Raw genomic sequence first — 18,706 nt, 5'->3', positions numbered from 1 at the left:
AATGTCCCGCGTATGCCAAGTGTCCGGCAAGCGTGTGCAGACGGGTAACAACGTCTCCCACGCCAACAACAGAACCCGTCGCCGCTTCCTGCCCAACCTGCACGAGCGCCGCTTCTGGGTCGCCAGCGAGAACCGCTGGATCAAGCTCCGTGTTTCCGCGCATGCGTTGCGCACCATCGACAAGAACGGGATCGATGCCGTTCTGAAAGAGCTGCGCGCGCGCGGCGAAAAGGTCTGAGGAGTAAGCAATCATGGCAGGCAAGCGTGACAAGATCCGTATGATTTCCTCGGCCGCCACCGGCCACTTCTACACCACGGACAAGAACAAGAAGAACACTCCGGGGAAGATGGAAATGATGAAGTACGACCCGGTCGTGCGTAAGCACGTGATGTACAAGGAAGGCAAGATCAAGTGATCGCCTGATCGCTGGATCGCGTTTCCAGGTCGACACGAAACCCGCCGCAAGGCGGGTTTCGCGTTTGTGGCGCAAGCGATCGGAAGCGGCCGCATACGACGGCGCCGCGGGCGCAACCGCGCGCAGGTACTTGCGCTGATGGCGGCAGTGCCCGGCATCGGTTGCGTTTGCCGCCGGCTCGCGCAGAATCGGACGACTTTGGCTGCGAAAGGATCGCGATGCTGCCGTTCTGGTTGGAAGGCACCTGGCTGCTTGCGCTGGACTGGCTGATCCGGCTGGTGGCGCTGTTGTGGATACCGGCGCGGACCACCCCCGGCGCGGCGCGCAGCTGGTTGCTGCTGGTCGGCTTCGTGCCGGTGCTGGGATTGCCGCTGTACCTGCTGCTCGGCCATCCGTGGCTGTCGCGCGAGCGCGTGCGCCGGCAGGCGCAGGCCTCGCAGGTGATCCGCGAGCAGCAGGCGCCGCTGACCGCGCTGCGCTGGACGCCGCCCTCGGACACCGCGGTCGCCGAGGTGGTGCCGCTGGTCGAGCGCCAGGGCGATTTCATGCCCACGCACGGCAATACGGTGGAGCTGCTGGACGACTACGCGGCATCGCTGCAGGCGTTGCTCGACGACATCGACGCGGCGCACGAACGCGTGCACCTGCTGTACTACCTGATGTTCGACGACGCGGTCGGCGAGGCGGTGGTGGCCGCGCTGCTGCGCGCGGCCGCGCGCGGCGTGCGCTGCCGGCTGATGCTCGACGCGGTCGGCGGCAAGCGCGGCCTGCGCCGCTACCGCAGGCGCCTGCTGGCCGCCGGCGTGGAAGTGCAGGCGCTGCTGCCGGGCGGGTTGCGCTGGCGCCGCAGCGGGCGCATGGACCTGCGCAACCACCGCAAGATCGCGGTGGTCGACAACCGCGTCGGCTACATCGGCTCGCAGAACCTGGCCGCGCCGGGCTTCGTGCGCGGGCATCCGAACCGCGAACTGGTCGCGCGGGTGCAGGGGCCGGTGGTGGCGCATCTGGAGGCGGTGTTCGCCAGCGACTGGTTCATCGAGACCGGGCAGCGGCTGAGCGTCACCGCCGGCACCGCCGTGCATGGCGCCGACGTGGTCGCGCAGCTGCTGCCCAGCGGTCCGGCCTATCCGTTCGAGAACGCGCGCGATGCGGTCAATGCGCTGATCCACCTGGCGCGGCGGCGCATCGTGATGGTGACGCCGTATTTCGTGCCCGACGAGGCCACCCTCAGCGCGCTGCGCATCGCCGCGCTGTCCGGCGTGGACGTGCAGCTGATCCTGTCGGAAAGCAACAACCAGCGCCTGACCGCGTGGGCGCAGGAGGCGTACTACGACGAGCTGCTGCGCAGCGGGGTCAAGATCGCGCTGTACCGGCCCTGCTTCCTGCACGCCAAGCACCTGAGCGTGGACGAAGGCATCGCCCTGGTCGGCTCGATCAACCTGGACATCCGCTCGTTCGCGCTGAACGCCGAGATCGGCATGCTCTGCTACAGCGCCGACGTGGTGCGGCGCCTGCGCGTGCTGGAGGACGGCTACCTGGCCGATGCGCGCGCGCTGGCGCTGGACGCCTGGCGCAAGCGCCCGGCGTGGCGGCGCAGCCGCGAGGGCATCGCCCGCCTGGCCGACGCGCTGATGTAGCGCGCGCCACGCGGATGTGACAGCGCGATGTAGCCGCGCATGCCAATGGCGGCGGCCACATGACCGATGGTTCTCAGCCGGCGATGGCCGCGAGGGGGGCATCCCTTACAATCGGCGCATGAGCGAAACCATGCCCGATGCATCCGGCGAGGGCGACTGCGATGTCGCCATCGTCGGCGGCGGTGCCGCCGGCGCCCTGGCCGCACTGCAGCTGTTGCGGCAGGCGCCCGGCACGCTGCGGCTGCTGCTGATCGAACCGCAGGCGGTGGCGGCGCAAGGCGTGGCCTATGCCACGCCGTGCGCCGAGCACCTGCTGAACGTGCAGGCCGGGCGCATGAGCGCGTTGCCCGAACAGCCCGGCGATTTCGTCGACTGGCTGCAGCAGCGGGCGCTGTACCCCGAACTGGCGCGCGAGGCGCTCGCGCAGGCCTACGCGCAACGCCGCCATTACGCCGAGTACCTGCGCGCGCGCCTGGCGCAGGCGCAGGCGGCGAGCCCGGCGCGGCTGCGCCACCTGCAAGATCGCGTGCTGGCGTTGGACAAGACCGACGCGGGCAGCGCGCTGCAACTGGCCGGCGGCATGCGGGTGCGCGCACGCACGGTGGTGCTGGCCGTGGGCAACAGCCTGCGCCCGTTGCCGGCGCGCGGCGCCAACAGCCTGCCGGCGCAGGCGCGCGTGGAGGCGTGGAACTACGAGCAGCTGCGCGCGATCCCGCGCGAGGCCACGGTGTGCATCGTCGGTGCCGGCCTGAGCATGGCCGACAGCGTGCTGACCCTGCTCGGCAACGCCCATCGCGGTCCGGTGCACGTGATCTCGCGGCACGCGCTGCTGCCGCTGCCGCACGTGGCGCACGGCGCGCATGCCGCCTTCGACTTCGACCCGCAGCCGCTGCTGGCGATGCCGTTGCGCCAGCGCCTGCGCGCGCTGCGCCGGCATGCGGCCGCGGCGCAGGCGCAAGGCCTGCCGTGGCAGAGCGTGATGGAGCGTATCCGTCCGCTGGGCCAGGCCCTGTGGCGGACGCTGTCGGCGATCGAGCAGCGCCGCTTCCTGCGCCATGCCATGCGCCACTGGGACGTGCACCGCCACCGCATCGCCGCGCCGGTGTTCGCGCAGTTGCAGGCGATGCGCGGTACCGGCCAGCTGCGCGTGCATCGCGCGCGGCTGGACACGGTGTTCCCGGTTGGCGCCTGCGTGCAGGTCAATGCGGTCGGCCCTGACGGGCTGGCGCTGCAGCTGGACGCGCACTACCTGGTCAACGCCACCGGCGTGGAACTGCGCGCGCAGACCATGCGCAGCCCGCTGCTGCACCAGCTGCTCGGCCGCGGCCACGCGCTGCCCGGGCCGCACGGCATCGGCGTGGCCACCGCCGACGATGGCGCGTTGCTCGACGCCGAACACCGCGCCGATCCGAGGATCCGGGTGCTCGGCAGCCTGCGCATCGGCAGCCTGTGGGAAAGCCTGGCGATCCCCGAGCTGCGCGTGCAGGCGCAGCAGGCGGCGCAGGCGCTGCTTGCGGTACTGGGCGCACCGCCGCCGCCGGCAGGCGCCGCCGCGTCGGGCTGAAGCCCGCGCTGTATCGACGCCGCTGCGCATTGGACGCGCCTGCGGGCCGTTCGACCAGCGATGGCATCCAGTGGCACGGCAGCGCACGCCACGTTGCGCCCGGGGCCGACTGCATTGCGCAGAGACAGGCCGGCGGCGCAATCCGAACCGTTCATCGGCACCCAGTCTCAGGTTCCGCGCCGGCTTCGCGTAAAATGCCCGGGTGGATGTCTCCCATTTGCTCGATGATCTGAACCCCGCCCAGCGCGAGGCCGTCTCCGCGCCGCCCGGCCATTACCTGGTCCTGGCCGGCGCCGGGTCCGGCAAGACGCGCGTGCTCACCCATCGCATCGCCTGGCTCAACGAAGTCCATGGCGTGCCGGTGCACGGCATCTTCGCGGTCACCTTCACCAACAAGGCCGCCGGCGAGATGCGCCACCGCACCGACCTGCAGCTGCGCAACGGCAGCCGCGGCATGTGGATCGGCACCTTCCACGGCCTGGCGCACCGCCTGCTGCGCCTGCATTGGCCCGACGCCAAGCTGCCGGAGAGCTTCCAGGTGCTCGACTCGGACGACCAGCTGCGCCTGGTCAAGCGCGTCGTGCAGCAGCTGGAGCTGGACGAGGGCAAGTTCCCGCCCAAGCAGATCGTGTGGTGGATCAACCAGCAGAAGGACGAGGGCCGGCGCGCGCAACACATCCAGCCCGAGCCGCGCGACGAATGGACCACCACCCTGCGCAGCGCCTACGCGCTGTACCAGGAGCGCTGCGACCGCGCCGGGCTGGTCGATTTCGCCGAACTGCTGCTGCGCGCGCACGAGCTGCTGCGCGACAATCCGGCGCTGCTGGCGCACTACCGCAGCCGCTTCGGCGAGATCCTGGTCGACGAGTTCCAGGACACCAACGCGATCCAGTACGCGTTCGTGCGCGTGCTCGCCGGCGAGACCGGCCGGGTGTTCGTGGTCGGCGACGACGACCAGGCGATCTACGGCTGGCGCGGCGCCAAGGTCGAGAACGTGCAGCGCTTCCTGACCGATTTCCCCGGCGCGCAGACCATCCGCCTGGAGCAGAACTACCGCTCCAGCGCCAACATCCTCAACGCCGCCAACGCGGTGATCGCGCACAACCCGGACCGCATCGGCAAGCAGTTGTGGACCGATTCGGGCGACGGCGACCCGATCGACCTGTACGCGGCGTACAACGAGATCGACGAGGCGCGCTACGTGGTCGAGCGCGTGCGCCAGTGGGTGCGCGACGGCGGCAGCTACAGCGAGGCGGCGGTGCTCTACCGCAGCAACGCGCAGTCGCGCGCGCTGGAAGAATCGCTGATCGCCGAACAGGTGCCGTACCGCGTCTACGGCGGCATGCGCTTCTTCGAGCGCGCCGAAATCAAGGACACGCTGGCCTACCTGCGCATGATCGCCAACCGCGCCGACGACGCGGCGTTCGAGCGCGCGGTGAACACGCCCGCCCGCGGCATCGGCGACCGCACCCTGGACGAGGTGCGGCGGTTGGCGCGCGGGCAATCGCTGTCGCTGTGGGCGGCGGCGCAACAGGCCACGCAGGGCGGCGAACTGGCCGCGCGCGCGCGCAACGCGCTGGCCACGTTCCTGGGCCTGATCGAGCAGCTGGCCGCCGAAGTGGCGGGGCTGCCGCTGCCCGAGCAGATCGACCAGGTGCTGGCGCGCTCGGGCCTGCGCGAGCACTGGGCCAAGGAAAGCCGCGGCGGGCTGGACTCCGAATCGCGTACCGAGAACCTGGACGAACTGGTCTCGGTGGCCTCGCGCTTCACCCGCGCCGACAACGACGAGGACGCCGACGAAGGCCGCCAGGCGATGACCGAGTTGGTCGCGTTCCTGGCCTACGCCTCGCTGGAGGCCGGCGAAGGCCAGGCCCAGGCCGGCGAGGACGGCGTGCAGCTGATGACGCTGCATTCGGCCAAGGGCCTGGAGTTCCCGCTGGTGTTCCTGGCCGGGCTCGAGGACGGCCTGTTCCCCAGCGCGCGTTCGCTGGAAGAGAGCGGGCGGCTGGAGGAAGAGCGGCGCCTGGCCTATGTCGGCATCACCCGCGCGCGGCACAAGCTGGTGCTCAGCTACGCCGAGTCGCGGCGCATCCACGGCCAGGACAACTACAACGTGCCCTCGCGCTTCCTGCGCGAGATCCCGCGCGACCTGCTGCACGAAGTGCGGCCGAAGGTGCAGGTCTCGCGCAGCGCGTCGCTCGGCGCGCCGCGCCATCCGGGCCACAGCGTGATCGAGGCGCCGGCGATCCGCCTGGGCGCCAACGTGCACCATCCCAAGTTCGGCGGCGGCGTGGTCACCGACTACGAAGGCAGCGGCGCGCACGCCCGCGTGCAGGTGCAGTTCGACGAGGTCGGCGCGAAGTGGCTGGTGATGGCGTACGCCAACCTGACGGTGACATAGGGCGGAGCGTTGCCGCTACGATCCGTGCGTCGGCGGCGAATGCTTTGCGTGCCGATGGATCGGCTCCGTTTTCCTGCGGACGATGGGTGCGTCCGTCACGCAGGGCGGAGCGCAACACGGAAGGCACAGCGATGACCACCTCAACCGGAGAGGCGATGCGCATGAAAGGCTTCGGCTTGGTCCTGGCGCTGATCGCGCTGTTCGTTTCGCCCTCCCTTGCGGCGGCCGGGCAGGCGCGCAGGCACTTCGACCTGGGCACGGCCACCGTGGCCGACATCAACGCGGCGATCGATGGCGGCGCGTTGACCTCCGAGCGGCTGGTGGCCTTGTCGCTGGCGCGGATCAGGGCTTACGAACCGAACCTGCATGCGGTCATCCGCCTCAACCCGCGGGCGCTGCAGGAAGCGCGCGCGCTGGACGCCGAGCGGCGCAGCAAGGGGCGGCGCTCGCCGCTGCACGGCATTCCCGTGCTGCTGAAGGACAACATCGACACGCACGATCTCCCTACCAGCCTGGGCTTCTACGGGCTCAGGAACGCGGTGCCCTACGCCGATGCCGCGGTCGTCGCCCGGCTGCGTCAGGCCGGCGCGATCGTCCTGGCGAAGGTGAACCTGAGCGAGCTCGCGTCGGGCCCCACCCTGAGTTCGCTGGGAGGCCAGACGCACAATCCGCACAACCTGGCCTATGGACCGGCCGGCTCGTCGAGCGGCACCGCCGTGGGCGTGGCGGCCGGCTACGCGCCGGTCGGCATCGCCACCGACACCACCGGTTCGGCCCGCTGGCCCGCCGCGACCAACGGCGTGGTCGGCCTGCGTCCCACCCTGGGCGCGATCAGCTATGCGGGCATCCAGCCGAGCGCGCCGACGCTCGATGCGGTCGGCCCCATCACCCGCTCCGTCGCCGACGCCGCGCTGGTACTGGACGTGCTGGAAGGCGCCGGCCCGCCGCCGGTGGCGAACGAACCCGTCCGCGCCCTGGCGCCGGACGCGCTTCGCGGCGCGCGCATCGGTTTCCCGCGGCGCGACTTCTCCGGAGACGATCCGCAGGTGGATGCAGCGATGAACGCGGCCATCGACCAGCTGCGCAACGCCGGGGCGACGGTCGTGGAGGTCGAACTCCCGTTCTGGCTGCCGCGCCTGAGCGGCGACCTGCAATCGATCATCGTGCGCACCGAGGCCGCACCGAGCCTGGATGCCTACCTGGCGTCCTCGTTCCCGCCGGGATCGCCAAGCAGCCATGCGCAGATCCTGGCGATGAGCGAGGCGTTCGCGGCGTCGCCGCCCGCGGGCGCCACGCCCAATCCGGGGCGGCTGGACGGGTATCGCGACGAAGCCCATGCGCTTGCGCCGACCGACGCCTACTACCTCGCCGCCCGCGACCAGGGACGCCAGTTCGTCGCCGCGTCGTTGCAGGCGGTGCTCGCGCAGCACCGGCTCGCGGCGATCGTCTATCCCACGCAGACCACGCGCATCAACCGGATCGGCGAGCCGGCGCAGCGCAACGCGCGCGGCCTGTTCGGCAACTTCGGCGGTGTCCTGGCGAGCCTGGCCGGGTGGCCCGAGCTGACGGTCCCGGCCGGGTTCACGGCCGACGGCCTGCCGGTCGGCGTGTCGTTCCTGGGCCCGGCGTCCAGCGAGCACACGCTGCTGGGCTACGGCCTGGCGTTCGAGCGGCAGACCCGCGCCCTGCGCCAGCCGGCGACCACGCCGCCGCTGCCCGGCGAGCGCTTCGACTATTGAGGCACCGCGATGCCGGCATTGGTCCATGGCCGTGCCGGATCGCGTCCCGTGCGTGCCCATCCTCCTTCGTCCGAGGCGATCGGCGGAGGGGCGTGGCGTGGAACGGGCAAGCCGACCGCTGCGCGCTCGACCAGCCGGCGCACCTGCGGCAAGGAGAAGCTGGGCCTTGCGGAGGCGGTCCGTGACCACGAACGCGTCCTCCCGCAGTCGGAGCGGAAGAAGTACGCCCGCAGATCCAGTGCCGCCTGCGCATGGGCACGTCGTGGACCATGGCGCCGTGCCGATCGAACAGCCGCGCCGTTCAGCGCCGGAGAACGCAGGGCCCAGTTGCCGGAACACGCGGATCCGGCCGCGTCGCTGCGGCAGCGGGGGCGCCCGTTTCGGCACCTCCGCCTTACGCGCGAAGCCGTGCCGGCGCACCGCGTCCGCGCTGGCGCGGAGCGGCTCCGGTCCTCGATCAGGTCCAGGACGACCGCTTCGCGCATGGCGCCGCAGCAACGCGCAGTCGTCATGCATCGTTTCGGGCGAAGGCCTGCTCGAACAGGATCACGACGGCCTCGTCCCCGGACACGGCCGTCGTCGGCGGCAGCAGGGCGTGCGCGCTCAAGGCGAGCAGCATGAACTGGTCGGCGTGGACGCCGGGCGCAGCGACCCGCTCATGCGCCAGCGCCTCGGCCACGTAGCGCCGGTACGGGAGCAGCCGGGCCTCCCAGCGCTCCGGGTAGATGCCCGGGGCTTCGCTGGAGCGGGCCAGCGTCCGGCAAAACGATCGGCAGGCCTGCTGCCCGGCGAGATCGCGGATCTGCGCCGCGACCCAGTCGAGCTTGCGCCGCAGGTCCAACGCATCGGACGGCGGACGCGCAGGCGGCGGCAGGCAGGACAGGTGGTGGTCCATGACCGCGCAGAACAGCCGCGCCTTGTCGCGGAAGTGCGCATACAGCGTGACCTTGCTCATGCCGGCCACGTGCGCGATGCGCAGCATGTTGGCGCGTTCGTATCCGTCCTGCTGGAAGACTTTCGCCGCCGCGTCGAGGATGCGGCCGCGGCTCTCCACGCGCGCCCGCTCCCAGCGCAGCGCGGTCTTGCCGGCGGCAGGCGGGCCGGCGGGCCGGTTCACCACCGCCGGAACAGCACGCTGGCGTTGACCCCTCCGAAACCGAATCCGTTCGACAGCGCGTATTCGATCGCGGCCTTGCGCGGCTGCCCGGCGACGAGGTTCAAGCCTTCGGCCAGCGGGTCGGGATGCTCCAGGTTGAGCGTGGCGGGCGCGACCTGGTCGCGCAGGGCGAGCACGGTGAACACGGCCTCGATGCCGCCGGCCGCGCCGAGCATGTGCCCGGTGCTGGATTTGGTCGCGGAAACGAAAAGGTCGTCGCGACGGCCGAACAGCGCCGCCATCGCCGCCAGTTCCGCGCGGTCGCCCACCTGGGTGGAGGTCGCGTGCGCGTTGACGTGGTGGACATGGGCCGGCGTGAGCCCGGCCTGCGCGATCGCCAGGTGCATCGCCCGCCGCGCGCCATTGCCGTCCTCCGGGCCGGCGGTGAGGTGGTAGGCGTCGGCGCTGGTGCCATAACCCACCAGTTCGGCGAGCGGCGTGGCGCCGCGCGCCAGGGCATGCGACAGGCGCTCGATGACCAGCAGGCCGGCCCCTTCGGCCATCACGAATCCGTCGCGACGCCGGTCGAAGGGGCGCGACGCGGACCACGGCGTGTCGTTGAACGCGGTGCTCAAGGCCTTGGCTGCGGCGAACCCGCCCAGGCTGACGCGGTGCATGGCCGCCTCCGCGCCGCCGCACAGCGCGATGTCGGCCTCTCCCACGCGGATCATGCGCGCCGCATCGCCGATCGCCTGCACGCCGGCGGCGCACGCGGTGACCGGCGCCGCCTGCGGGCCCCGGAAGCCGTAGCGGATCGACGCATGCCCGGCGGCCATGTTGGCCAGGAATCGCGGCGCCGAGAACGGCGACAGCCGGTCCGGCCCCCTGGCGTCGGTCGTATGCACGGCGTCGATGATGGAGCCGAAGCCGCCGATGCCGGTGGCGATCACCGTGGCGGTGCGCTCCTGTTGGCGCGCCTCGGTGGGCCGCCAGCGCGCCTGCTCCAGCGCCTCGTGCGCGGCCACCAGGGCGAACTCGACGAAGCGATCCATCTTCTTCAGGTCCTTGGCGGGGATCAGGCCGCTCGCGTCGAAGCCGGCCTCGGCATCGTCGGCGATGCCGGGGACGCGACCGCCCACGCGGCAGGCCACGCCGTCGTACAGCGCCTGCGGCAACGCGGCCACGCCCGATCGCCCGGCCAGCAGCCGCGCCCAGACGTGCTCGACGCCGCAGCCCAATGGCGTGACCGCGCCCATGCCGGTGACCACGATGCGGTTTTCGTCTGTGGCGTTCATGCGTTGCATCCTGAAACGGTTCGCAGGCGCCGGATCGCCTCCGGCGCAGGGGAGTGGAATGCCGCGCGGCTCAAGCGCCGGCGGCGGCGGGCCGGCGGATCTTGAACCAGATGGCGTACATCGCCGGCAGGAACACCAGGGTCATCACCGTGCCCGCGATCGTGCCGCCGATCAGCGTGTAGGCCAGCGTGCCCCAGAACACCGAATGCGTGAGCGGGATGAAGGCCAGCACCGCAGCCAGCGAGGTGAGGATCACCGGGCGCGCGCGCTGCACCGTGGCTTCGATGATGGCGTGGAACGGGTCCATGCCGGCCTGTTCGTTCTCGTGGATCTGGCCGATGAGGATCAGCGTGTTGCGCATCAGGATGCCGGACAGCGCGATCAATCCCACCAGCGCGTTGATCCCGAACGGCTGCTGGAACAGCAGCAGCGTGGGGACCACGCCGATCAGTCCCAGCGGACTGGTCATGAACACCATGATCATCGCGGCGATCGAACGCACCTGCAGGATGATGATCAGCAGGGTGATCGCCAGCATGATCGGGAACAGCGGCAGCATCGCGCTCATCGCCTTGCCCGATTCCTCGATGGAACCGGCCTGGACGATCGCGTAGCCCTCCGGCAGCGTCGCGATCACGGGTTGCAGCGCCTTGGTGATCGCCGCGGACACGTCCGGCGGCTGCAGGTGCTCGGCGATGTCGCCGCGCACGGTGATGGTCGGCACGCGGTCGCGCCGGCGCAGCACCGGTTCTTCCATGCGCACCTGGACCGTGCCGATCTGCGACAGCGGCACGCGCTGGCCCGCCGCGCCCACCAGGGTGAAGTCGGCGATCCTGGCAGGATCGAGCCGGGTGCCGCCGGCCGAACGCGCCACGACCTGGACGCTGCGGATGTCCTCGCGTACCGCCGTGACCGGCACGCCGCTGAGGAAGAACTGCAGTTGCTGCGAGACCGAGGCCGAGGTCATGCCCAGCGCCTGCAAGCGGTCCTGGTCGAGGGTGAAATGCAGCGTGGGCGTGCGCACCCCCCAGTCGGTGTTGACCGTGCGCATGAGCGGGCTGGACTGCAGCGTCCGTTCCACTTGCGCCGCGATCGGCCGCAGTACCGCAGGGTCCGGCCCGCTCACCCGGTAGGCCACCGGAAACGGCGAATACGGGCCGAAGACCAGTTGGGTGACGCGCACCCGCGCCTCGGGCGCGAGCCCGTCGGCGATGGCCAGGCGCAGCCGCTGCTTCAACGCATCGCGCTGCTCCTGGCTGTCGGTGCGCACGACGATCTTGGCGAAGGCCGGATCCGGAAGCTCGGGAGAGATGGCCAGGTAGAAGCGCGGCGCGCCCTGTCCCACGTAGGCGGTGACGATCTTCGCCTCGCCTTGCCTTCTCAGCCAGGTCTCGACCTTTTCCGTCGCCCGGCTGGTCTGTTCGATGGAGGTGCCGTAGGGCATCTGCACTTCCACCAGCACCTCCGGGCGATCGGAGACGGGGAAGAACTGCTTCTTGACCATCCCCATGCCCAGCACCGACAGCGCGAACAGCAGCGCGACCGAACCGGCGGCCAGCCATTTGCGCTGGATGACCTGCGCCAGCACCGAGCGGAAGCGGTTGTAGCGGGGGGTGTCGTACAGCGCGGCATGGCCGCCTTCGACCTTTCCCAGCTCGGGAAGCAGCTTGACGCCCAGGTACGGAGTGAACACCACCGCGACCACCCACGAGGCGATCAGCGCGATCCCCACGATCCAGAACATGTTGCTGGTGTATTCGCCGGCGGTGGAGCGCGCGAAACCGTTCGGCATGAACCCCACCGCGGTCACCAGGGTGCCGGCGAGCATCGGCGCGGCGGTGTGGCTCCAGGCGTAGGCCGAGGCCGCGACCCGGGTGTAGCCCTCTTCCATCTTCACCACCATCATCTCGATGGCGATGATCGCGTCGTCCACCAGCAGCCCCAGCGCCAGGATCAGCGAACCCAGGGTGATGCGGTCGAAGTTCTTGCCGGTGGCGGCCATGACCACGAACACGGTCGCCAGCGTCAGCGGCACCGCCGCCGCCACGACGATGCCCACGCGCCAGCCCATGCTCACGAAGCACACCAGCATGACCACCAGCAGCGCGGCGAAGAACTTCATCATGAACTCGCCGACCGACGAGCTGATGTTGACCGCCTGGTCGGTGACCTTGGTCAGCGACATCCCCATCGGCTGCGCGTCGTTGATCTTGCGCACTTCGGCGTCCAGCGCGGCACCCAGGTCCAGGCCGTTCCAGCCGTCGCGCATGACGATGCCCAGCAGCAGCGCCGGCTGGCCGTCGTTGCGGATCAGGAACGTCGACGGGTCCTCGTAGCCGCGCGTGATGGTGGCGATGTCGCGCAACTTCAGCGAACGGCCGTCGGCCACGATCGGGGTGTTGCGGATCTTTTCCAGCTCGTCCAGCGCACCGTCCAGGCGAATGAAGATCTGCGGGCCCTTCGCCTCCACCGATCCGGCCGGGGTCAGCACGTTCTGTCCGTTCAGCGCCGCGAACACGTCCTGCGGGCTGACCCCCAGCGTGGCCAGCCGCGCGTGCGAAAGCTCCACGTAGATGCGCTCGGGCTGTTCCCCGATGATGTTGACCTTCTTGACCCCGGGGACATGCAGCAGGCGCTGGCGCAGGCCCTCCGCGTCGCGCGCGAGCGCGCGGAACGGCTCGCCCCTGGCCTTCAGCGCGTACAGCGCGAAGGTCACGTCGGCGTACTCGTCGTTGACCAGCGGCCCGACGACGCCGGCCGGCAGGTTGGCGGCCTCGTCGGCCAGTTTCTTGCGCGCCTGGTAGAACTCCTCCGGCACCTGCGCCGGCGGCGTGCTGTCCAGCAGGGTCAGCGTGGTGAACGCCAGGCCCGGCCGGGTATAGGTTTCGCTGCGCTCGTACCAGCGCAGTTCCTGCAGGCGCTTCTCCAGTTTCTCGGCCACCTGGTCCTGCATTTCCTGCGGCGTGGCCCCGGGCCACGCGGTCACGATCGTCATCACCTTGACGGTGAAGGCCGGATCCTCGGCGCGTCCCAGCTTGAAGAAGGACACCACGCCGGCCAGCGATATCAGCAAGATCAGGAAGACGGTGACCGCGCGTTCGCGCACCGCCAACGCCGACAGGTTCAACGCGCTCACCGTCCGGCGCTCTTGCCGGCGGCGGCGACCGCCTCGCCGACGACGCGGACCGGCTGGCCTTCGCGCAGCAGATGCGCGCCCAGCGCCGCCACGCGGTCGCCGGGCCCGAAGGCGCCTTCGACCAGCGCCGATTCGTCCCCCAGCTGCCGGATGGCGACCGGGCGCCACGTGGCCTTCGCGGGGGAACCTGCGATCAGCCACACGCCCGGCCCGGTGCCCGGGTCGAACAGCGAGGCGAGCGGGACCTCGAACAGTCCGCCGGCAGGCGCCGCGGCGGCCGGCAGCTCGACCGTCACCGTCGCGCCCAGCGGCAGCTCGGCGTGGTCCTGCTCCAGCGCGTATCTCGCCTCGAAGGTCCGGGTGAGCGGATCGGCCGCGCCGGAAAGCACCCGCAGGCGGGCCGGGATCGCGCTGCGCCCGCCGAACAGCGATGCCGTCGCCGGCGAGCCGATCGCCGGCCGCAGCGTCTCGGGCAAGCGGACGACCGCCTCGCGGCTGCCCGAGCGCGCCAGCCTGGCGACCACCTGCCCGGCGGAGACGACCTGGCCCGGCTCGGCCAGCACCTCCATGACCACGCCATCGGTGTCGGCGACCAGCGTGGCGTAGCGGCTCGCGTTGCGCGCCACCGCCGCCTGCGCTTCGGCGGCGCGCAGTTGCGCCGAGGCCGCTGCCGCCGAGGCCTGCACCTGGTCGTAGGCGGAGCGGGAGACCACGCCCTTGCCCTGCAGCTCGCGGTACCGGGCTTCATCGGCGACGGCCTGGGCGGCCTGCGCACGCGCGGCGACGACCGCCTGCTGCTGCGAGGCGGCGGCGAGGTTCAGGTCGAGCGGGTCGATGCGGTACAGCGCCTGGCCACGGCGGACGGCCTGGCCGGTCTCGACCAGGCGCTCGACCACCTTTCCCGGTACCCGGAACGCCAGATCGCTCTGCACCCGCGCGGCGATCGTCCCGCTGAAGCTGCGCGACGCGGCGGCGCCGGCCTGCACCGTCGCCGCCCGCACCATCGGCGGCGCGTTGCGCGGATCGGCCTGGGTGGAACTTCCGCACGCGGCGAGCAGCAAGGGGAAAACGCACGCCAGGGCGTGGATGACGGTATGGCGCCGCATACGGGTGTCCGGAGTGGGATGTCCGGGCGCAGTCTGTTACTTGTGACCAATATTGTCAATAGTCACAATATGGACGGGTCGGTGCTCAGGGCGAAAGGCTGCGCAGCACCAGGCTGGACAGCGCGGTCGGCGCCTCCTTGTGGGCATCGGCCAGGTGTTGCAGCGTCACCGGATTGATGTAGGGCAGCAGCACCATGTAGGTCGCGGTGGCCGCCTCGTCCAACGGCGTCCTGCGCTCGAACTCGCCGGCCTCGCGCCCTTCCTGCAGGATGCGGGTCACCAGCTCGCGGATGCGCACGGTGTAGGTGGACGCCGCCGGCCAGCGCTCGGACACGGCCGCGGCCGCCAGCTCGTACAGCCGGCGGTCGTGGACGAACAGGCGCAGGCTCGATTCCACCAGGGTCTTGAACAGGTTGCGCAGTTTTTCCGGCGCGCCCTCGGCGCCGGCCAGCGCGGCCTGCACGTCGTGCTCGATCTGCTGCAGGCAGTTGGCGCAGATGACCTCGCCGATCGCCTGTTTCGACGCGAAGAACTTGTAGATGTACGCCTTCGAGAAGCCGATCGACTTGGCCAGGTCCGAGACGGTGGTCTTGTCGTAGCCGAAGTGGCGGAAGTGCTCGGTGGCCGCCAGCACGATCTGCACGCGGACGTCGTGTTCCACGGGCCCGCGAACGGCGGTGGAAGGGGAGGGGGGAGTCGTCATGGCTGCAGGTTACCCCCCGGGCTGGGCGGCGACAATGGATGACCTTTTCGGTAACGGGTCACTGAACGGCTGCGTACACACAGACCATCGCCCGCAGCGTCGAAGGCCGGCCGGCGGCGTTGCGCCGGTCGGCGCGGGAATCGGCGTGTGCAGGATCGATCCGCGCCGCGGCCGCTGCCAAGCCGTGGACGTGCAGCGGTTGCGTTCGGGAACCGTGCCGGGCCCGGAAGCGGCGCCGTAGCGTTTTTCCCCTTGGCCCGCGACCCGAACTCGCAATCGATCTTCGCCTGCGACGGCCTGCTCACGCCGCTCATCCGCCAGAGCCGGGAGCGCTTCAAGTCGTGGCGGCGGGCCTCGCCTGCTCGGTCAGGATCGCGCCGGCAATCACACCGAACAGGTGGTCCGCACGCGAGGCGAGCGCCGGCTGGTCGCCGACCCACGCCAGCGCCCCGACCAGGGCGAACAGGTCGGTGCCGTCCATGTCCGGGCGGGCCACGCCTTGTGTCTGCGCATTGGCGAGCAGACGGGTGCCGGCCGCGCGCATGGTCACGCACGACGCGTGCAGGGCCGATTCCGGCTCGGCGATCGCCGCCACCATCGACGCGATCGCGCCGCTGTAGTCGTGCGTGACCGCGACCGCCTCGCGCAGCCATGTCACCAGCGCCTCGCCGGGCGCGTGCGAGTCCGCCAGTTCGCCCGCCCTGGCCGTCAGCGCATCGAAGCTGGTGCGCAGCAAGGCTTCGAGCAGGGCCTCGCGGCTCGGGAAGTGGCGGTACAGCGTGCCGAGCCCGACGTTGGCGGTGCGCGCGATGTCGCGCAGCGAGGCGTCGGCGCCCTGCCGGGTAACGATGTCCCGGGCGACCGCAAGCAGGTGCTCGTAGTTTTTCTTCGCGTCGGCTCGCATGGCTGCCTGTTGACAAGCGGAGCAGTGCTCCGAATAATCGGAGCATTGATCCGATTAGTCTAGCAGCGTCCGCTGCGAGGAGAACACCGATGCAGGCGAACACGATGAAGGCCATCCGTATCCACCGGTTCGGTGGCCCCGAGGTGCTGCGCTACGAAGACGTGCCCAAGCCTGTGCCGGGGCCGGGCGAAGTGCGGGTGCGCGTGCACGCCGCCGGCATCAACCCTCCCGATTGGTATCTGCGCGACGGTTACCAGATGCTGCCGCCCGACTGGCGGCCGCAGGTGCCCTTGCCGGTCATTCCGGGATCGGACGTGTCCGGCGTCGTCGAGGCCGTGGCCGAGGGCGTGCAGGGGTTCGCGGTCGGCGACGCGGTGTTCGGCATGATCCGCTTTCCCAGCTACGGCGGCAGCTTCGGCTATGCCGAGTACGTCTGCGCGCCGGCGTCGGATCTGGCGCTCACGCCGCCCGGCGTCGATCACGTGCATGCCGCCGCCGCGCCGATGGCGGCACTGACCGCGTGGCAGTTCCTGATCGAGCTCGGGCACGACGTCGCCAATCCGTTCCAGCCGCAGCCGCATCGCCCGGTTCCGCTCGCCGGCAAGACGGTGCTGGTCAATGGCGCCGCCGGCGGCGTGGGGCACGTCGCGGTGCAGCTGGCGAGGTGGAAGGGCGCGCGCGTCATCGCCGTCGCCTCGGGCAAGCACGAGGCGTTCCTGCGCGATCTGGGCGCCGAGCGGTTCGTGGACTACACCCGGACGCCGCCGGAGGACGTCGTGCAAGACCTCGACCTGGTCCTGGATACCCTGGGCGGGCCTTCGACCGGCCGCTTCCTGCGCACGCTCAAGCCCGGCGGCGCCCTGTTCCCGGTGTTCCCGCTGGGATTCTCCGACGCCGAGAAGGCCGCCGCGCTCGGGGTGACGGTGTCGATGACCCAGGTGCGTTCGAACGGTTCCCAGCTCGCGCAACTCGGTGCCCTGCTGGCGGCGGGCACGGTCCGCATCGCCATCGACAGCACGTTCGCGCTGGCGGATGCGCGCGCGGCGCACGCGCGCGCCGCCGCGGGCCACGTGCAGGGAAAGATCGTTCTGACCGTAGAGTGAGGGATGCGCCTGGCGCGAGGCTGCGTATCCCGTGCGTGGAGACGATGCCCGCGACTGCGGATCGCGCGCTGCAGCTACGGACGACCGCATCGCGGCGCGGGAACATTGTTGTGCTTTCTTGAAATGATTTGCCGACTGGCCAGGCTTTTTCCCACCTCGGCGAACGGCAAAGATCGCTGGCCGAGACGCCGATCGCGCCGCGTCGCGGCCGGCGCTGCCAAACCGCCGCCGGCGGTCGGCGCCTCGACGTTGCATCCGTTCCGGCGCGCATCGCGCCGGAGCACCCGTCATCGCGCCCGTGGCGCCATCGCAAGCAACAGGAGATCCCCATGCCGTTCGCCAACTTCAAATTCCCCGAGGGCGTCGTCGATGCGGCGCAGAAGGAGGACATCATCCACCGCACCACCGCCATGTTCGTCGAGTACTTCGGCGAAGCGGCGCGTCCGTATTCGATGGTCCTGGTCGAGGAAGTCGCCGACGGCGGCTGGGGCCGTGCCGACGAGACGCTGACCCTGGCCAAGATGGGCCTGCCGCCGGCCCGCCGCTAGGCCGCCGGGACGTTCGGCGGCTCCGAGGAGCCGCCGTTCGCATGCAGGCGGCGGGTTCGCAGCTTCCCGGCGGGTGCACGCGTGCCGTGTCCGCGCCATCGCCTGGCCGAGCCATTGGCCAGCGGAAAGCCCAGCCCGGGCGCTGTCTCAATCGTGCCCGCGCCCGATCCGGTCCAGTTCGGCCAGCACGTCCGCCGCGAGTTCCAGCCCGCCTGCCGCCAGGTTTTCCTGCAGATGCCTGGTCGAGGAGGTGCCCGGGATCAGCAGGATGTTGGGCGCACGCGCGAGCAGCCATGCCAGCGCCACCTGCATCGGCGTGGCGCCGAGCCGTTGCGCGATGGACGACAAGGCGCCGGACTGGAGCGGGGTGAAGCCGCCGAGCGGGAAGAACGGGACATAGGCGATGCCCTGGCGGCCGAGCGCGTCGATGAGCGCGTCGTCGTGGCGATGCACCAGGTTGTAGTGGTTCTGCACGCAGACCACCTCGGCGATGCCCTGCGCCTGCGCCACCTGCGCGGCGGTGGCGTTGCTCAGGCCCAGATGCCGGATCAGCCCCTGGCGCTGCAGCTGCGCCAATGCATCGAACTGCTCCTCGATCGAACCCTCGCTGGGCTGGTGCACGTCGCCCATGAGGCGCAGGTTCACCACGTCCAGCGCCTCCAGGCCGAGGTTGCGCAGATTGTCGTGCACCGCGCGGGTCAGCTCGGCCGGGCTCTGCGCCGGGTTCCATGACCCGTCGTCTCCCCGCAGGGCGCCGACCTTGGTCGCGATCACCAGGTCCTGCGGATAGGGATGCAGCGCCTGCCGGATCAGCTGGTTGGTGATGTGCGGGCCGTAGAAGTCGCTGGTGTCGATGTGGTTCACGCCCGACGCCACCGCGTCGCGCAGCACCGCCAGCGCCGCATCGCGGTCCTTCGGCGGGCCGAACACGCCCGGGCCCGCCAGCTGCATGGCGCCGTAGCCCATCCGGCGCACCGTGCGGTCGCCGAGGGAGAAAGTGCCGGATTTCGAAAAGTCGGTCATGGTTGCCTCCAGGCCAGCGGCCGGAACAAGGGTGA

General features: G+C 70.8%; 15 protein-coding genes. 8 read left to right on the top strand and 7 right to left on the bottom strand.

The window, feature by feature from the left end:
- Window position 1 precedes the first annotated feature (1 nt).
- The 6 genes from rpmB (at window position 2) to JR065_RS02430 (ending at window position 7,757) form a co-directional block, all read left to right on the top strand.
- Window positions 2-238 (top strand): 50S ribosomal protein L28, encoded by a 237-nt coding sequence (gene rpmB / locus JR065_RS02455; RefSeq protein ID WP_003467012.1) that lies wholly within the window; start codon window positions 2-4, stop codon window positions 236-238.
- A gap of 10 nt (window positions 239-248) precedes the next feature.
- Window positions 249-416 (top strand): 50S ribosomal protein L33, encoded by a 168-nt coding sequence (rpmG, locus tag JR065_RS02450; protein WP_170874102.1) that lies wholly within the window; start codon window positions 249-251, stop codon window positions 414-416.
- Between the two features lie 218 nt (window positions 417-634).
- A complete protein-coding gene (cls, locus tag JR065_RS02445) occupies window positions 635-2,053 on the top strand; it encodes a cardiolipin synthase (protein ID WP_206231767.1) in 1,419 nt (472 codons plus the stop codon).
- Window positions 2,054-2,183: 130 nt separating this feature from the next.
- Complete coding sequence (locus tag JR065_RS02440) at window positions 2,184-3,617, top strand: FAD/NAD(P)-binding protein (protein WP_429001830.1); 1,434 nt, start codon at window positions 2,184-2,186, stop codon at window positions 3,615-3,617.
- Window positions 3,618-3,819: 202 nt separating this feature from the next.
- Window positions 3,820-6,018, top strand: coding sequence for a DNA helicase II (uvrD, locus tag JR065_RS02435; RefSeq protein ID WP_206231763.1), 2,199 nt, complete (start codon window positions 3,820-3,822; stop codon window positions 6,016-6,018).
- Entirely contained in the window at window positions 5,979-7,757 is a 1,779-nt protein-coding gene (locus JR065_RS02430; RefSeq protein WP_206231761.1) for an amidase family protein, read from the top strand. The genes uvrD and JR065_RS02430 overlap by 40 nt, the downstream gene beginning before the upstream one ends.
- 508 nt (window positions 7,758-8,265) lie before the next feature.
- Here JR065_RS02430 and JR065_RS02425 read toward each other — a convergent pair.
- From JR065_RS02425 to JR065_RS02400, 6 genes are all read right to left on the bottom strand, one after another.
- On the bottom strand, window positions 8,266-8,874 hold the full coding sequence (locus JR065_RS02425) for a TetR family transcriptional regulator (RefSeq protein ID WP_206231760.1): 609 nt from the start codon (window positions 8,872-8,874) through the stop codon (window positions 8,266-8,268).
- Window positions 8,871-10,148 (bottom strand): beta-ketoacyl-ACP synthase II, encoded by a 1,278-nt coding sequence (fabF, locus tag JR065_RS02420; RefSeq protein WP_206231758.1) that lies wholly within the window; start codon window positions 10,146-10,148, stop codon window positions 8,871-8,873. The genes JR065_RS02425 and fabF overlap by 4 nt, the downstream gene beginning before the upstream one ends.
- Before the next feature lie 70 nt (window positions 10,149-10,218).
- Window positions 10,219-13,284 (bottom strand): efflux RND transporter permease subunit, encoded by a 3,066-nt coding sequence (locus tag JR065_RS02415; RefSeq protein ID WP_206231756.1) that lies wholly within the window; start codon window positions 13,282-13,284, stop codon window positions 10,219-10,221.
- Window positions 13,281-14,390 (bottom strand): efflux RND transporter periplasmic adaptor subunit, encoded by a 1,110-nt coding sequence (locus JR065_RS02410; RefSeq protein WP_206231754.1) that lies wholly within the window; start codon window positions 14,388-14,390, stop codon window positions 13,281-13,283. The genes JR065_RS02415 and JR065_RS02410 overlap by 4 nt, the downstream gene beginning before the upstream one ends.
- Before the next feature lie 85 nt (window positions 14,391-14,475).
- Entirely contained in the window at window positions 14,476-15,093 is a 618-nt protein-coding gene (locus JR065_RS02405) for a TetR/AcrR family transcriptional regulator (RefSeq protein WP_206231753.1), read from the bottom strand.
- A 334-nt stretch (window positions 15,094-15,427) separates the two neighbouring features.
- Entirely contained in the window at window positions 15,428-15,997 is a 570-nt protein-coding gene (locus JR065_RS02400; RefSeq protein ID WP_206231751.1) for a TetR/AcrR family transcriptional regulator, read from the bottom strand.
- A gap of 89 nt (window positions 15,998-16,086) precedes the next feature.
- Between JR065_RS02400 and JR065_RS02395 the strand changes: the two genes are divergently transcribed.
- Both JR065_RS02395 and JR065_RS02390 read left to right on the top strand, forming a co-directional pair.
- Window positions 16,087-17,100 (top strand): NADP-dependent oxidoreductase, encoded by a 1,014-nt coding sequence (locus tag JR065_RS02395; protein ID WP_206231749.1) that lies wholly within the window; start codon window positions 16,087-16,089, stop codon window positions 17,098-17,100.
- A gap of 329 nt (window positions 17,101-17,429) precedes the next feature.
- Window positions 17,430-17,648 (top strand): tautomerase family protein, encoded by a 219-nt coding sequence (locus tag JR065_RS02390; RefSeq protein WP_206231748.1) that lies wholly within the window; start codon window positions 17,430-17,432, stop codon window positions 17,646-17,648.
- Window positions 17,649-17,795: 147 nt separating this feature from the next.
- Here the strand turns inward: JR065_RS02390 and JR065_RS02385 are convergent, their stop codons facing one another.
- Window positions 17,796-18,671: an aldo/keto reductase family oxidoreductase gene (locus JR065_RS02385; RefSeq protein WP_206231746.1), complete on the bottom strand. Its 876-nt coding sequence runs from the start codon at window positions 18,669-18,671 to the stop codon at window positions 17,796-17,798.
- Window positions 18,672-18,706: the final 35 nt, after the last annotated feature.

The organism is Xanthomonas sp., from assembly GCF_017163755.1.
In the GTDB taxonomy this organism is placed as follows: Bacteria; Pseudomonadota; Gammaproteobacteria; order Xanthomonadales; family Xanthomonadaceae; genus Xanthomonas_A.
This window is presented reverse-complemented; position numbering and strand designations above follow the sequence as displayed.

Bases quoted from the DNA above. Each gene is read 5' to 3' on its own strand.
- JR065_RS02385 (WP_206231746.1), bottom strand. From the start codon at position 18,671: ATGACCGACTTTTCGAAATCCGGCACTTTCTCCCTCGGCGACCGCACG.
- JR065_RS02440 (WP_429001830.1), top strand. From the start codon at position 2,184: ATGCCCGATGCATCCGGCGAGGGCGACTGCGATGTCGCCATCGTCGGC.
- JR065_RS02395 (WP_206231749.1), top strand. From the start codon at position 16,087: ATGCAGGCGAACACGATGAAGGCCATCCGTATCCACCGGTTCGGTGGC.
- JR065_RS02390 (WP_206231748.1), top strand. From the start codon at position 17,430: ATGCCGTTCGCCAACTTCAAATTCCCCGAGGGCGTCGTCGATGCGGCG.
- rpmB (WP_003467012.1), top strand. From the start codon at position 2: ATGTCCCGCGTATGCCAAGTGTCCGGCAAGCGTGTGCAGACGGGTAAC.
- cls (WP_206231767.1), top strand. From the start codon at position 635: ATGCTGCCGTTCTGGTTGGAAGGCACCTGGCTGCTTGCGCTGGACTGG.
- fabF (WP_206231758.1), bottom strand. From the start codon at position 10,148: ATGAACGCCACAGACGAAAACCGCATCGTGGTCACCGGCATGGGCGCG.
- JR065_RS02400 (WP_206231751.1), bottom strand. From the start codon at position 15,997: ATGCGAGCCGACGCGAAGAAAAACTACGAGCACCTGCTTGCGGTCGCC.
- JR065_RS02405 (WP_206231753.1), bottom strand. From the start codon at position 15,093: ATGACGACTCCCCCCTCCCCTTCCACCGCCGTTCGCGGGCCCGTGGAA.
- JR065_RS02410 (WP_206231754.1), bottom strand. From the start codon at position 14,390: ATGCGGCGCCATACCGTCATCCACGCCCTGGCGTGCGTTTTCCCCTTG.